Source organism: Wenjunlia tyrosinilytica (assembly GCF_014646055.1).
In the GTDB taxonomy this organism is placed as follows: Bacteria; Actinomycetota; Actinomycetes; order Streptomycetales; family Streptomycetaceae; genus Wenjunlia; species Wenjunlia tyrosinilytica.
This window is the reverse complement of record NZ_BMMS01000014.1, coordinates 191772-205416: the sequence shown is the minus strand read 5'-3', so window position 1 is coordinate 205416 and position 13645 is coordinate 191772. Positions and strand designations below refer to the sequence as shown.

Here is a 13645-nt window from a genome sequence, read left to right as displayed (position 1 = left end):
GGCGCAGAACCGTTCCACCCCAGAAGGGCAGAAGAGATGCACATCGGAGAGAGCTTCGTCGGCGCCGGGCCGAACGCGGCGCACATCAACACGGTGCTCGGCCACCGGGACGGCCCCGCGGGCACGGCCTGGGCCACCGCGCTCGCCACACCCACGCGAGGCCACGCGCCCTTCATGGCCGTGCTGAGACCCAACCTGCCGGTGAAGCCGCCGACGCTGTTCGTCAACAAGGCGGCGATCACCGACGACAAGCACGGCGAACTGACCTGGGGCCCGGCGCAGGCCGGAGTCGCCGCCGGGGTGGCCGATGCCGTCGCGGACGGCGTCATCCCCTCCGAGAGCGCCGACGGCCTGGTGCTGATCACCGCGGTGTGGGTCAACCCGGCCGCCGACGACCCGGACGAGGTCTACCGCAACAACCGCGAGGCCACCCGTGAGGCGCTGGCCAACGGCGCGTCGGGGTCCCCGGACCTGGACGACGTGCTGGCGGCCAGGACCCGCCCGGCCAATCCCTTCTTCGACGCCCCGGAGTGACCACGACCATGAAGATCACCGCGATTCGGCTGGACCGGATGCGGCTCCCCCTGGAGCCGGCGTTCGCCGCCGCCTGGGATCCGGTTCCCCGGACCTTCTTCGACGCCACCTTGGTGACGGTCGAGACCGACGACGGCGTCGTGGGCCATGGCTCGGGCGACACCATGGACGGCTTCGAGGCGTTCGAGCACCTGTTTCTCGGCAAGGACCCGCTCGAGATCCTCAGCCATGTCCGAACCATCGAGACAATCAACTTCCACGCCGGACGCTACTGGCCGCTGGAGGCCGCGCTGTGGGACATCGTCGGCAAGGTGTGCGGCCGCCCGGTCTCCACCTTGTTCGGCGGCGCGGCGACCCGACTGCCCGCCTATGCCTCGTTCGGTGAGCTGAAGGCTCCCGCGGCCCGGGCCGACGCGGCGGTCGCCGCGGTGGAGCGCGGCTTCAAGGCGATGAAGATCCGCATCTCCCGCGACCGCCTCGAGGAGGGCGTCGCCGCGGTGCGGGCCGCCCGAGAAGCCGTGGGCGACGGCATCGACATCATGGTGGACCTCAACCAGATGTGGCGGATGAGCGGCGACATCGCCCCCGCCCTCGACCTGGTCTCCGTCCGCAGGATCGCCGCCCGGCTCCAGGAGCTCGGAGTGCTGTGGCTGGAGGAGCCGCTGCCGCAGGCCGACATCCGAGGGGCCCGCTCGGTCCGCGCCGCCACCGGGGTGCGGATCGCCGGCGGGGAGATGGTGCGCAGCCTTCCCGAGCTGGTTCAGCTGGTGGAGGAGGACGCGTTCGACGTCTACCAGCCCGATGTCGTGCTGGCCGTGGGCATGTACCGGGCACGGTTCATCGCCGAGCTCGCCCAGCTGCGGCACCGCTGGTTCACTCCGCACACCTGGAGCAACGGACTCGGCCTGCTGGCCAATCTGCACGTGGTCGCAGGCGTCGGCGGCGGCCCGTATGTCGAGTTCCCCTACGACCCGCCGGGCTGGACCCCCGATCGGCGCGACTTCTTCCTCGCCGAACCCGTGGAGATCGACTCCGACGGCTTCCTCAATATCCCGGACACTCCCGGTCTGGGCGCGGCCATCGACCACGACGCCCTCTCCCGGCTGCGGCACGACCGCTGACTCACCCACCGAGCCCCCCGCCCCTCCGAGTCTCCCGCCCCACAGAGGCTCCCGCCCCCCACCGAGCACCTCTCCGGCACCTCCCCACCGACTCCGCACCGACTCCGTACTTGGACTGACGCCATGGCCGACAACGGCACTTGGCGGAAGCGCGCTTCCGCACTCACCCCGCACACCGACCTCTTCATCGACGGAGCGTTCCGACCCGCCCGCTCAGGAGAGACCTTCACCACCGTCAGCGCCCGCGACGGCTCGATCCTGGCCTCCGTCGCCGCGGCGGGAGACGAGGACGTCGACGACGCGGTACGCGCGGCCCGCACCGCGTTCGAGGACGGCCGCTGGTCGCGGACCGACCCGGGGCACCGCAAGCGGGTGCTTCTGCGGCTGGCCGCGCTCATCCGCGAGAACCTCGAGGAACTGGCCCTGCTGGAGGCACTGGACGCGGGCAAGCCCATCTCGGACACCCTCGCGGTGGACGTGCCCAAGTGCGCGGACTGCGTCCAGTGGTACGCCGAGGCCATCGACAAGACGTACGACGAGATCGCACCCGCCCCGCGCGGCGCGCTGGCGCTGGTGACCAGGGAGCCGCTGGGCGTGGTCGCCGCCGTCGTACCGTGGAACTACCCGCTGATGATCGCCTCCTGGAAGATCGCGCCCGCCCTCGCCATGGGGAACAGCGTGATCCTCAAGCCCGCCGAGCAGTCCTCGTTGTCCGCGCTGCGGCTGGCGGAGCTGGCCGCCGAGGCGGGGCTGCCACCGGGGGTGCTCAATGTGGTCCCCGGGCTGGGCCCGGTCGCCGGGCGCGCCCTGGGACTGCACCACGGCGTGGACAAGGTCGCGTTCACCGGGTCCACCCCGGTGGGTCGTGCCTTCCTCGGCTACAGCGCCGCCAGCAACGGCAAACAGGTCGCCCTGGAACTGGGAGGCAAGTCACCGCAACTGGTCCTCGCCGACGCCCAGGACCTCAAGGCGGCCGCGAGCGCCATCGCCTGGGGGATCTTCTACAACGCCGGGCAGACCTGCAACGCCGGATCCCGGCTGCTGGTGGACGAGCGGATCCACGACGAACTGCTCGACGAGGTCGCCTCGGTCACCCGGACCCTGCGGTTCGGCGACCCGCTCGACCCGGCCACCCAGGTCGGCCCCCTGGTCGACCGGGCCCAGCAGGACCGGGTGCTGGACTACCTCGGCGTGGCCGCCGAGGAGGGCGCCCGAACGGTGCTCGGCGGGCATGCCGCCTTCCCCGAGACCGGCGGCTCCTATGTGGAGCCCACCATCCTGGACGGAGTCGCCAACAGCGGGCGGATCGGCCAGGAGGAGATCTTCGGCCCGGTCCTGGCCACCGTCCCCTTCCGCGGCGCGGAGGAAGGCGTTCGACTGGCGAACGAGACCCGGTACGGCCTTGCCGCCGCGGTCTGGACCAGGGACGTCTCCACCGCCCACCGGGTCGCCCGCGCTCTGCGGGCCGGCACGGTGTGGATCAACACCTTCGACGCCAGCGATGTCATCACCCCCTTCGGGGGCTTCAAGGACACCGGAACGGGCCGCGACAAGTCGCTGCACGCCCTCGACGCCTACTCGGCACTGAAGACCACCTGGCTGGACCTCGGAACCGGACCGCTCGCGAGCGGCACGGAGGAGTAAGACATGCGCATCGGATTCATCGGCCTGGGCAACATGGGCGGACCCATGTCCCTCAACCTGCTCGCCGCCGGCCACACCGTGACCGTGCACGACGTCCGGGAGGAGGCCGCGGCGGAGCACGTCGCCCGCGGCGCCCGCTGGGCGGCCTCACCGGCCGAACTGGCCGAGCACAGCGACACCGTGATCACCATGCTGCCCACTCCGCGCCATGTCGAGCGGGTGATGCTGGGCGAGGGCGGCCTGCTGGCGGCCATGGCCGAGGGCAGCACCTGGATCGACATGTCCACCTCGGTGCCCGCCGTGGCGGACCGGGTACGGGCCCTGGCCGACGAGCGCGGCATCAGGGTGCTGGACGCCCCCGTCTCCGGAATGGCCCACGGCGCCCGGGCGGGCACCCTGCAGATCTTCGTCGGCGCGGACCCCGAGGACGCCGCCCGCCAGCGCCCGGTCCTGGAGGCCATGGGCGATCCCGAGCGGATCCTGCACGTGGGCCCGCACGGCACCGGCTACGCCGTCAAGCTCATGATCAATATGCTGTGGTTCTGCCACCTGGTGGCCACCTCCGAGGTGCTGGCCGTCGGAGCCAGGGCCGGAGTGGACCTCGAAGTCCTGCACCGGTCCCTGGTCGCCAGCCCGGCGAACTCCAACTTCCTCCAGAACGACGCGCTTTCGGTGCTCAACAACGGCGACTACGACGAGTCCTTCGCCATGGCACTGGCCTGCAAGGACCTCGGCCTCGCCATCGACCTCGCACGCGAGGTCGGAGTGCCGGTCGAGCTCAGTGCCGTCGTCGAGCAGATCTACCGGCGCGGCAAGGCCGTCTTCGGCGACCTCGCCGGAGAGATGATCCCCATGAAGCTGTACGAGGACGTGGCCGGCATCGAACTTCGGCTGCCCGCCCGCGAGGCCTCCGGTACCCCCGGGCAGGTGCGCCCATGACCACTCACGCTCGGGACCTGACGCTCAGTCTGCCGCCCACGGGCTGGCTGGAGTTCGGCGCCGGCTGCCTGCGGCGCCTGCCCGGGACGGTGAGCCGCACCGGTCACCGCCGTGCCTTCGTGGTGACGGATCCGGGCCTGCGCGCCGCGGGCCTGGTCGACCGCGTCACCACGGTCCTGGCCGAGTCCGGTATCGACGCCGAGGTCCATGACGCCATCCCGGCCAACCCGTCCACCACGGCCGTGGACACCGCGGCGCAGCAGGCACGGGCCTTCGGGGAGGCGGCCGTGGTCGCCCTCGGGGGAGGTTCCGCGCTGGACGCCGCCAAGGGCGTCGCCCTGCTGTCCGTCAACCCCGGCAGCGCCGCGGAGTTCGACTACCGGATCGAGCCCGAGCGTCCCGGTCTGCCGCTCATCGCGATCCCCACCACCGCGGGGACCGGAGCGGAGACCAATGGCTTCGGCGTCATCGAGGACACCCGTCTGCGCCGCAAGGTCTACATCGGCCATGACTCGGTCAAGCCGGTGGCGGCGCTGCTCGACCCCGAACTGACCCTGGGTCTGCCCCCGGGCGCCACCGCGGCGACCGGGATGGACGCCCTGGTGCACGGCATCGAGTCGCTCGCCTCCCGGGGAGCCAACCCCCTCTCACAGGCGTACGCCGCTCAGGCGATCGCCCTGGTGAGCCGCTGGCTGCCGGTCGCGGTGGAGAACGGGTCCGACCTCGAAGCCCGCTCCCAGATGCTGCTCGGGGCCCACCTGGCGGGGCTCGCACTGAGCATCAGCGGCCTGGGACTGGTGCACGGCATCGCCCACGCGGTCTCCGCACGGGTCGGCGCACCGCACGGCCTGGCGCTGTCCGCGGTGCTGCCGGAGGTGATGGCGTGGTGCGCCCCGCATGCCGAGGACGCCTTCGCCAGCGCCGCCCACGGGATGGGCGTCGGCGGCAACGGCAAGGACGGCGGCAACGGCGAGGAGGTTGCCGAGGCCTGCCGGGAGCTGTCCGAGCAGGTCGGCGCACGGCGGCCGCTGTCCGCCTACGGGGTCACCGCGGACATGGTCCCGGACCTGGCCAGGACCGCCCTGGAGGACGCCGTCACCGCCAACAGCCCACGCACCCCGACCGAGCAGGACATCACCGAACTGATCACCTCCTGCCTGTGACCCGATCGGCGCCGGTCCCCGGACGGCGACCGCCCAAGGAGACACGTACCCCATGACCGCGACCCAGCAGGCAGTGACCGAGTCGGCGGAGGCAGCAGCCCTCGCCCGCGTACCCGACCAACTGTTCATCGGCGGCTCCTGGCGCGACGCGGAGGGCGGCCGCCGCTTCGCCGTGGAGGACCCGGCCACCGGTACCGTCCTGCGCGACGTCGCCGACGCCTCCCCGCCGGACGGCCTCGCGGCGCTGGACGCGGCGGTCGCCGCCCAGGCGTCCTGGGCGGCCACCCCGCCGCGCGAGCGCAGCGACATCCTGCGCCGGGCCTTCGACGCCGTGACCGCCCAGGCGGAGGAGTTCGCCCTTCTGATCACCCTGGAGATGGGCAAACCGCTCGCCGAGTCCAGGGCCGAGGTGGCCTACGGCGCGGAGTTCCTTCGCTGGTTCTCCGAGGAGGCCGTCCGGATCGCCGGCGGCTACCAGGTGGCTCCCCAGGGCGCCACGCGGCTGCTGACGATGAAACAGCCGGTCGGCCCCTGCCTGCTGGTCACCCCCTGGAACTTCCCCCTCGCCATGGGCACCCGCAAGATCGGCCCGGCTGTGGCCGCGGGCTGCACCATGGTGGTCAAGCCCGCGCCGCAGACGCCGCTGACCATGCTGGCGCTGGCGAAGGTGTTCGCCGAGGCGGGGCTGCCCGAGGGCGTGCTCAATGTGGTGACCACGACCGAGGCGGCCGAGGTCACCGGGCCGCTGATCGCCGACCCCAGGCTGCGCAAGCTGAGCTTCACCGGGTCGACCGCGGTCGGCAGGGCCCTGGTGGCGCAGTCCGCGACACGCCTTCTGCGGGTGTCGATGGAGCTGGGCGGGAATGCCCCGTTCCTGGTGTTCGACGACGCCGACCTCGACGCGGCGGTGGAGGGCGCCGTGCTGGCCAAGATGCGCAACATCGGCGAGGCGTGCACGGCCGCCAACCGCTTCCTCGTCCATACATCGGTGGCGCGGGAGTTCTCGCACCGACTGGCCGAGCGGATGGCCTCACTCACCCTCGGCCGGGGAACCGGGAGCGGTGTCCACGTGGGTCCGCTCATCGACGCGGCCGCACGAGAGCGGGTGGACACGCTCGTCCAGGACGCCGTCGCATGTGGCGGCCGGCTGCTCACCGGCGGCGGTGCGGTCGGCGAGCGAGGGTACTTCTACTCCCCGACCGTACTGGCCGACGTCCCCGCCGACGCCCGGATGCTTGCCGAGGAGATCTTCGGTCCGGTGGCGCCGATCACCTCCTTCACCGAGGAGTCGCAGGCACTGCGGCTCGCCAACAGCACCGACGCCGGCCTGGTCGCCTATGTCTTCACCCGCGACCTGTCCCGGGCGCTTCGGGTCTGCGAGGGCCTGGAGACCGGGATGGTCGGCCTCAACCAGGGCCTGGTGTCCAACCCCGCGGCGCCCTTCGGCGGGGTCAAGGCCAGCGGCCTCGGCCGTGAGGGCGGACCCCAGGGCATCGACGAGTATCTGGAGGTCAAATACGTCGGCATCCAGCCCTGAGCCGGCAAGTGGCGCGGGGCGCCGGACGGCGGCGTCTTCCTCCGGCGGGGGCGCCGGCCTCCCTCCGGGTCTCACGTCCCGCTGGGCCTGGCACAGCGTGGCGACCGCGGGCCAGGCGCAGCGCCCTCGATCGGCGGCCGACACCGGTGAGCACGGTCGCGAGGTCGCCCTCCGACGTCCTTCATTTGCTGGTCCAGCAAGGAAGTTTGTCAAGGCAGCGGCGGCGGGCGGATTGTGGGTGGCGGACGGCGGTGTGACACATGACCGCACGAACGCAGCACAGGGCGACCGCCGCTTGCGCGGACCGGGAGCGGCACCATGACATGGTGCCGGTCGGCCACCGGGGCAGCCACGAGGACAGCCACGAGGACAGGGGAACCACAGCGATGAACGGTGACGCGAGCGGCGCCTCGGCCGAGGAGTACTGGGACACCCGCTACAGCGCGAACGACCGGATCTGGAGCGGCAAACCGAATGCGCTCCTGATCCGCGAGGTGAGTGAGCTGTCCCCCGGCAGGGCCTTGGATCTGGGTTGCGGTGAGGGAGCCGACGCCATCTGGCTCGCACAGCGCGGGTGGCACGTCACGGCGGTCGATGTCTCCCGGATCGCCCTCGCCCGCGCGGCGGAGCACGCGCGTCAGGAGGGCGTCGCCGACCGGATCGACTGGCAGTGGCACGACCTGACCGAGTCCTTCCCCGCGGGTGCCTTCGACCTCGTCTCGGCCCACTTCCTGCACTCCGAGATCGACCTGCCCCGAGAGCGGATCCTGCGCACTGCCGCGGCGTCCCTGTCTGCGGGAGGTGTACTCCTGATCGTCGGGCACGTGGGATGCCCCTCATGGGAGACCGGACACCATCCGGACATCCACTTCCCCACACCCGAGGAGGTCCTGACCTCACTCGACCTTCCGCCCGCCGAGTGGGAACTGCTCCTGAGCGGTGAGCACGAGCGCCGTGTGACCGGCCCCGACGGACAACCGGCCACCCGTACCGACAACCTCCTCAAGCTGAGGCGCCGTCCTGACGACAACAGCCCGGATGACAACGGCCCGGATGACAACGGCCCGGATGACAGCCGCCCGGATGACAGCGCGCCGACCTCATCCGACGGTGAGTAGGCACCGGTGGCCGGGCACTGCGGGCCGTGGGGCCGGCATCTTCCTGGACCGCGTCATGACCTGGCTGAAGCCGCACAACAAGCCGCTGATGGCCATCGGCTGGACACGAGCCGGAGGGGGCGGCTCGTTCGGGGCTCCGCAGGTCAACGCGGATCCGGGCGGTCCACGTTCCAATGACGGGCGACCGAGGCGAGCCAGCCCCCTTCCCCGTCGGGCAGAAGGCTGAAGCGGCCGATGATCCGCTGCCCGCCCTGGTAGTCGCTGTAGAGCAGATCGAGGATGATGCGCTCTCTCGCCACGATACGGTCCCTGAGAGGGTCCGATTCGTCGCCGGTGGGGTGCCGGAGAACCCCCTGCCAGAATCCCAGATCACCGGCGGGGATGTAGAGATCGCGCGTCAGCCGGTGGAACGACTCGGCCGATGGCCGCTCCTGCCATCGCAGTGCCGTGGTCGGGTCGAACCGCCAACCGTGGAGAACCGCGATGCCGCTGCCGGCGTTCCGGATCGACAAGGTCAGATAGATCGCCTCGTCGGTGACCTCCGCGGTCCCGGCCCCGCCGGGCACACGAACGCTGTGGTCGTCGGCGAAGCTCACCTGCTGTGTGACGTCCTCCGGCCGGGACGGCACCAGCAGGGGCCGGATACCGGACAGCAGCGACTCCTCCGCGACCCGGGCCGCACGGTTCGCCGACCGGACCGACGCGAAGGTGGCGGCCGCCAGCACGAGCGTACCGACGCCTGTGGCCAGCGAAGAGACCGTTTCCCAGTGCACCACGGAGCCATCGTAGACAGGAAAGCGCCGAATGAGCCGCCACCGCGCGATCGACCACCTGAGCAGTGGGGGACCGCACTCGCCCGGCCACCCGTCAATGCGCCCCGGCGGCATGGTGGCCGGGGGCATACTCGGTGAGCAACAGGGCGATGTCGTCCTCGCGCTTGGCGGAGCGCCGGGCAGCGCGCAGGAGCCCATCGGCCAGCTTCTCCAGTGAGTGCGTGCCGGTATGGGCCAGCGTTGCCCGCAGATGGTCGATCCCCAGACCGATGTCGGTGTCCCGCTCCTCCACCAAGCCGTCCGTGTAGAGGGCGAGGACCGAACCGGGCGGCAGCTCCAGTCGCGTTTCGGGGTAGTCGGTCGAGCGGTCCACACCGAGCAGGGTCCCACCCTCGAGATCGAGGACCTCTGTCGTTCCTCCGGGGCGGCGCAGCAGCGGCGGGGGGTGGCCCGCGCGGACGGCGCACGTCTGCCCGCTGCCGGTCTCGAGGCGGATGTAGCAGCAACTGGCGAGGAGCTCGGCTCCGAGGTCGTCGAGAATGCGGTTGGCTCCGGCGACCACGTCGCCAGGGCGGTGCCCGGCTGTGGCGAACGCCCTCACGGCGCTGCGCAGTTGGCCCATGGCCCCGGCGGCGGTGACGCTGTGCCCTTCGACGTCCCCCACGACCAGCGCGACAGCGTCCGCGGTCCTGATCACGTCGTACCAGTCGCCGCCGATGTCCATTCCGCTGGTGCCGGGGAGGTAGCGGCCGGCGATGTGGATGTTCGCGAGTTCGGGCAGCCGGTGCGGCAGAAGCGCGTCCTGCAGCCCTCGGGCGATGGCGAACTCCTCGTCGTAGACCCGCGCCCGCTCCAGGGCCTGAGCGATCAGTCCGCCGAGGGCGCTGAGGACACTGCGCTCCTCAACGCTGAAGCGGTGGACCTCGTCGAAGCCGAGGACGCACGTCCCCACCGGTCGGCTGGAGGCGATCAGAGGGAGGTACGCCCAGGAGCGCGCCTCCCCCATGCGCAGCCCCGGATAGCTGTTGGCGAGGTCCTCCCGGGACTCGATGAACAAGGGCGTCCCTGAAGTGAGGGCCTGTGTCCCGGGTAGGCGGGCGTTCAGAGGGACGTCCTCGAACCAGTCCAGGAAATGCCCGTGGTGACCGGTCTGAGCTAGCAGGTGCATCCGGCCCTCTCGCACCACATGTATCGCCAACTGCCGGCCGCCGAAGGCAGGCAGGAGCTGATCGGCGACGACGGCGCAGACCTCACGGGCGGACACCGCCTCGGTCAGCGCGCTGCCCAACTGCAGCACATGGTAGATGGCGGCCAAGCGAGCCGGCGCGGTCGGGCCGGCAGGCACGGGGGACGGCGGTGAGGCTGCCGGCGATGAGGCTGTCGGCGGTGAGCGGCCTTCGGCCGCGGACGCGGTGCCCTCGGCCGGTGCGCCGGGGCGCGCAGCCGGCGAGGGGGGCGATTCGACGGGCACCGCCCTGCCGGTCACTCCACCCGCGTCCGGATGGAGCGAGAACGCGATCCACTGGTCGGGCGGGCGGCGGGCCACGAAGGACGTCGGCTGCTGAGAGACCATCGCGGCCCGATGCCGGTCCTCATGGACAGGCGAGGACAGCCAGGGCAGGACCTCCCAGAGGCTCTGGCCCAGCACCTCCTCCCGCCGCACCCCCAGAAGCTGCTCCAGACCACGGTTCACATAGGTGAGCCGCCCTTCCGGATCCAGGGAGAAGACGCCGTCCCGAAGCCGCTCGATCGCCGCCACGGCCCTGGTGCCGGCTCCGGGGTCGAGGGCCGCCCCCACCAGGTGCGACCGTGCCTCCTGAGTCGGGCCTTCCGGGACCCGGCCCCACAGCTCGACCGGGCGGTGGGTGCCGTCGGCCTCCAGAACGCGAATCCGCTGCGCGAGGATCCGGCCGTCGACGACCGCCGCACGGGCCGCGGCGCGGAAGGCTGCGAGGTCCGAGGGGTGGACCCGGGAGGCCAGTGTGTCGGCCCGCCCGTCGAACCCGCTCGGGTCCAGCCCGAAGATCGCGCACAGCTCGTCGTCCGCTGTGAGGGCCCCGGTGTCGAGCTCCCAGTCGAACAGGCCCACGCGCACCGCCGGCGGGGAGGGTGCCGGAACCTCGATGACGACCGTCTCCGCGTCCCACTCGGCGAGACCGCCCCGGAGCTGGATCGCGGCGAGCGAGGCGCCGAGCCGGTTGGCTGTGGCGCGCAGATGCCTGAGCCGGGCCTTCGACAGCCCCGCGCTACCGGGCGGAGCCGCCCATACGACGGCCAGCGCTCCGAACGACTCCCGCCCCGCCTTGACCGGCACGGACGCCGAACCGAACGCGTACGGCAGCGCCACCGAGAGCTGAGGGAAGCGCCGCATGGTCTCGTCGCCGTCGGCGAGGTGGACGGTCCGCCCGGACCGGTAGGCCGTCGCGACCGGGATGGGGCTGCTGACCGGGATGAGCCGCCAGCCCCCGAGGAGGGAGGGCGGGGTCCCGCAGGCCGCCGCGAGAACGATGGAGCGGCGGTCGCGGGAGCGCAGGAAGATGCTCCCGGCGTGCGCGCCGGTCTCCTGGACGGCCCTGACCACGGCGGAACTGAGGAGTTCTTCGGTCTCCGCCGCCGCGTCGGTGGGGACCGGGTCCGAGGCGTCAGGCAGTGGACCATCCACGCCCGCGGTCCCGGGCACAGCCGCTCGTACCCCGGGACCGCTGGTGACGTGCGGCCCCGCACGCTTCGCCGCCCCACGTCGGCCCATGTACTCGCTCTACGCTCCGGGCACGGCAGTGTCAAGGTGGGCATGTCCTTGCCACAGGGGCAACCGGGCCCCGCACGATGGCTCCGATGCGCATCGAACCTCTTGCAGACCGGCGGTCGCATATTAATGGACCGGCGGTCTGTAAACTGGCGGCCATGACCGCGCCCTTCCAACGCGCACGCAGCGACGAGCAGCGCGCCCTGCGCAGAACGGCGATCCTGGACACCGCGGCCGTGATGCTGACCGAGATGCCCGTGGCGCGAGTGAGCCTCAATGAGCTGAGCCGACGCGCCGGTCTGGCGAAGTCGAATGTGCTGCGCTACTTCGAGTCCCGTGAAGCCGTACTGCTCGAACTGCTCGACACCGGGTCGCGGGAGTGGCTGCGCCAGCTCGGCGACACGCTCACCGCCGCGGTGGACAACGACGCGTCGGCGGGCGAGCGCGGCGACCGCGTCGCCGCCGCACTCGCGACCTCACTCGGGGCCCGCCCCGTGCTGTGCGACCTCATCAGCGCCCAGGCCGCGGTACTGGAACACAATGTCTCCCCAAGGGTCGCTGCGGAGCACAAGCGCGCCGCCCTCCGGAATGCCGCCGCACTGGCCCGCCAGGTGCGCGAGCACCTGCGTGAGCTGAGCGAGGACGACGCCATGCGATTCGCGACAGCCGCCGTCATGGTGACCGGTGCCGTATGGAGCCACGCACAGCCCTCGGCAGCGATGCTCGCCGCCTACGAGGCCGACGCCTCCTTGGCGTCCCTGCGGCTCGACTTCACCGCGACGCTTCGGCAGTTGCTCGGCACGCTGCTCGCGGGTCTGCTCACCCGCCCGTCGTCAGCGGCGCCCGAATGACGGCCGCATGAGATCGTCGGCCTCGCCGAGGCGAATCGCCCGTTACGAAACCATGTCCTGACAAACCCTTGACAGTGCAACTGTGTGGGGAGTTGGCTCACGCCCTGAGCAAAACGCCTCCGGCTCCTCGCGAGAACCCCCGGCCGGGGCTCCCCTTCCTTATTTCCCCGCTCTATGAGGTGTCAGGACACATGAATCACCGAGCCCGTGCCTGTGGAAGCCGAAGACTCCTCGCCGCCGCGCTCGTGGCCGCAGGCGCTCTGATCGTCGCGGGATGCTCCAGCGGCTCGGGCGACGACAAGGCCGACACCGCTGCCGACAAGGACACGTCGCCCAAGGCCAGTATCACGCGCATGAGGATCGCCATGATCACCCACGCGGCACCCGGCGACGCCTTCTGGGACATCATTCGCAAGGGGGCCAAGGCGGCCGCCGCCAGGGACAATGTGGAGCTGATCTACTCCAGCGACCCCGACGCCGACAAGCAGGCCGACCTGGTCCAGGAGGCCATCGACGACCAGGTCGACGGGATCGCCGTCACCCTCGCCGACCCCGACGCGATGGCAGCCGCGGTCGCCAACGCCGAACAGTCGGGCATTCCGGTCGTCGGGTTCAACGCGGGCCTCAACGACTGGAAGAGCCAAGGCCTGTTGGAGTTCTTCGGGCAGGACGAGCGGCTCGCCGGGCAGGCGTTCGGCAAAAAGCTCAACGGACTCGGCTCCAAGCACAACATCTGCGTCATCCACGAGCAGGGGAACGTGGCCCTCGAGGACCGCTGCGCCGGTCTGAAGAAGACGTTCAAGGGCCGGACCGAGAATGTCTACGTCAATGGCACCGATATGAAGTCGGTGCAATCGGCGATCACCGGCAAGCTCGAGCAGGACCCTTCCATCGACTACGTCGTCACCCTCGGCGCGCCGTTCGCACTGACCGCGGTCAAGTCCGTGTCCGAGGCGGGCGGCAACGCCGAGATCGCCACCTTCGACCTCAACAAGGACCTGACCGAGGCCGTGCTGGACGGCACAGTGCAGCTCGCAGTCGACCAGCAGCCGTACCTCCAGGGCTATCTGCCCGTCGACTCGCTGTGGCTGTACAAGAGCAACGGCAACTTCAGCGGCGGCGGTGTCGCGCCGGTGCTGACCGGCCCGGCCTTCATCACCAAGGACAACGTGGAGTCCACCGCGAAGTTCGCCGCCAAGGGCACTCGGTGACCGCTGCG

11 protein-coding genes are annotated in these 13645 nt (G+C 71.3%); 9 read left to right on the top strand and 2 right to left on the bottom strand.

Features of this window, described 5'->3' with window-relative positions; genetic code table 11:
- Nucleotides 1–36 precede the first annotated feature (36 nt).
- The 7 genes from fae to IEY86_RS17825 all read left to right on the top strand — a co-directional run bounded on the left by fae (nt 37) and on the right by IEY86_RS17825 (nt 8056).
- The gene (gene fae, locus IEY86_RS17855; RefSeq protein ID WP_189132704.1) at nt 37–534 is read left to right on the top strand and encodes a formaldehyde-activating enzyme; all 498 of its coding nucleotides are present in this window, start codon (nt 37–39) and stop codon (nt 532–534) included.
- Entirely contained in the window at nt 531–1655 is a 1125-nt protein-coding gene (locus tag IEY86_RS17850; RefSeq protein WP_229698526.1) for a mandelate racemase/muconate lactonizing enzyme family protein, read from the top strand. Before fae ends, IEY86_RS17850 begins: the two co-directional genes overlap by 4 nt.
- 123 nt (nt 1656–1778) lie before the next feature.
- Nucleotides 1779–3299 (top strand): aldehyde dehydrogenase, encoded by a 1521-nt coding sequence (locus IEY86_RS17845; RefSeq protein WP_189132703.1) that lies wholly within the window; start codon nt 1779–1781, stop codon nt 3297–3299.
- Nucleotides 3300–3302: 3 nt separating this feature from the next.
- Complete coding sequence (locus IEY86_RS17840) at nt 3303–4238, top strand: NAD(P)-dependent oxidoreductase (protein ID WP_189132702.1); 936 nt, start codon at nt 3303–3305, stop codon at nt 4236–4238.
- A complete protein-coding gene (locus IEY86_RS17835; RefSeq protein WP_189132701.1) occupies nt 4235–5401 on the top strand; it encodes an iron-containing alcohol dehydrogenase family protein in 1167 nt (388 codons plus the stop codon). The genes IEY86_RS17840 and IEY86_RS17835 overlap by 4 nt, the downstream gene beginning before the upstream one ends.
- A 52-nt stretch (nt 5402–5453) precedes the next feature.
- On the top strand, nt 5454–6938 hold the full coding sequence (locus tag IEY86_RS17830; RefSeq protein WP_189132700.1) for an NAD-dependent succinate-semialdehyde dehydrogenase: 1485 nt from the start codon (nt 5454–5456) through the stop codon (nt 6936–6938).
- Nucleotides 6939–7198: 260 nt separating this feature from the next.
- A complete protein-coding gene (locus IEY86_RS17825) occupies nt 7199–8056 on the top strand; it encodes a class I SAM-dependent methyltransferase (RefSeq protein ID WP_229698525.1) in 858 nt (285 codons plus the stop codon).
- A gap of 143 nt (nt 8057–8199) precedes the next feature.
- Here the strand turns inward: IEY86_RS17825 and IEY86_RS17820 are convergent, their stop codons facing one another.
- Together IEY86_RS17820 and IEY86_RS17815 are read right to left on the bottom strand one after the other, a co-directional pair.
- A complete protein-coding gene (locus IEY86_RS17820) occupies nt 8200–8832 on the bottom strand; it encodes a hypothetical protein (protein WP_189132699.1) in 633 nt (210 codons plus the stop codon).
- 91 nt (nt 8833–8923) lie between these two features.
- The gene (locus IEY86_RS17815) at nt 8924–11491 is read right to left on the bottom strand and encodes a SpoIIE family protein phosphatase (RefSeq protein ID WP_229698524.1); all 2568 of its coding nucleotides are present in this window, start codon (nt 11489–11491) and stop codon (nt 8924–8926) included.
- Nucleotides 11492–11733: 242 nt separating this feature from the next.
- Between IEY86_RS17815 and IEY86_RS17810 the strand changes: the two genes are divergently transcribed.
- Both IEY86_RS17810 and IEY86_RS17805 read left to right on the top strand, forming a co-directional pair.
- Entirely contained in the window at nt 11734–12426 is a 693-nt protein-coding gene (locus IEY86_RS17810; protein WP_189132697.1) for a TetR/AcrR family transcriptional regulator, read from the top strand.
- 191 nt (nt 12427–12617) lie between these two features.
- A complete protein-coding gene (locus tag IEY86_RS17805; protein WP_189132696.1) occupies nt 12618–13637 on the top strand; it encodes a substrate-binding domain-containing protein in 1020 nt (339 codons plus the stop codon).
- The last annotated feature ends 8 nt before the right edge of the window (nt 13638–13645 follow it).

What these genes read in the sequence shown, in the direction of transcription:
- IEY86_RS17805 (WP_189132696.1), top strand. Translation starts at nt 12,618, where the DNA reads ATGAATCACCGAGCCCGTGCCTGTGGAAGCCGAAGACTCCTCGCCGCC.
- IEY86_RS17810 (WP_189132697.1), top strand. Translation starts at nt 11,734, where the DNA reads ATGACCGCGCCCTTCCAACGCGCACGCAGCGACGAGCAGCGCGCCCTG.
- IEY86_RS17845 (WP_189132703.1), top strand. Translation starts at nt 1,779, where the DNA reads ATGGCCGACAACGGCACTTGGCGGAAGCGCGCTTCCGCACTCACCCCG.
- IEY86_RS17825 (WP_229698525.1), top strand. Translation starts at nt 7,199, where the DNA reads ATGACCGCACGAACGCAGCACAGGGCGACCGCCGCTTGCGCGGACCGG.
- fae (WP_189132704.1), top strand. Translation starts at nt 37, where the DNA reads ATGCACATCGGAGAGAGCTTCGTCGGCGCCGGGCCGAACGCGGCGCAC.
- IEY86_RS17830 (WP_189132700.1), top strand. Translation starts at nt 5,454, where the DNA reads ATGACCGCGACCCAGCAGGCAGTGACCGAGTCGGCGGAGGCAGCAGCC.
- IEY86_RS17835 (WP_189132701.1), top strand. Translation starts at nt 4,235, where the DNA reads ATGACCACTCACGCTCGGGACCTGACGCTCAGTCTGCCGCCCACGGGC.
- IEY86_RS17840 (WP_189132702.1), top strand. Translation starts at nt 3,303, where the DNA reads ATGCGCATCGGATTCATCGGCCTGGGCAACATGGGCGGACCCATGTCC.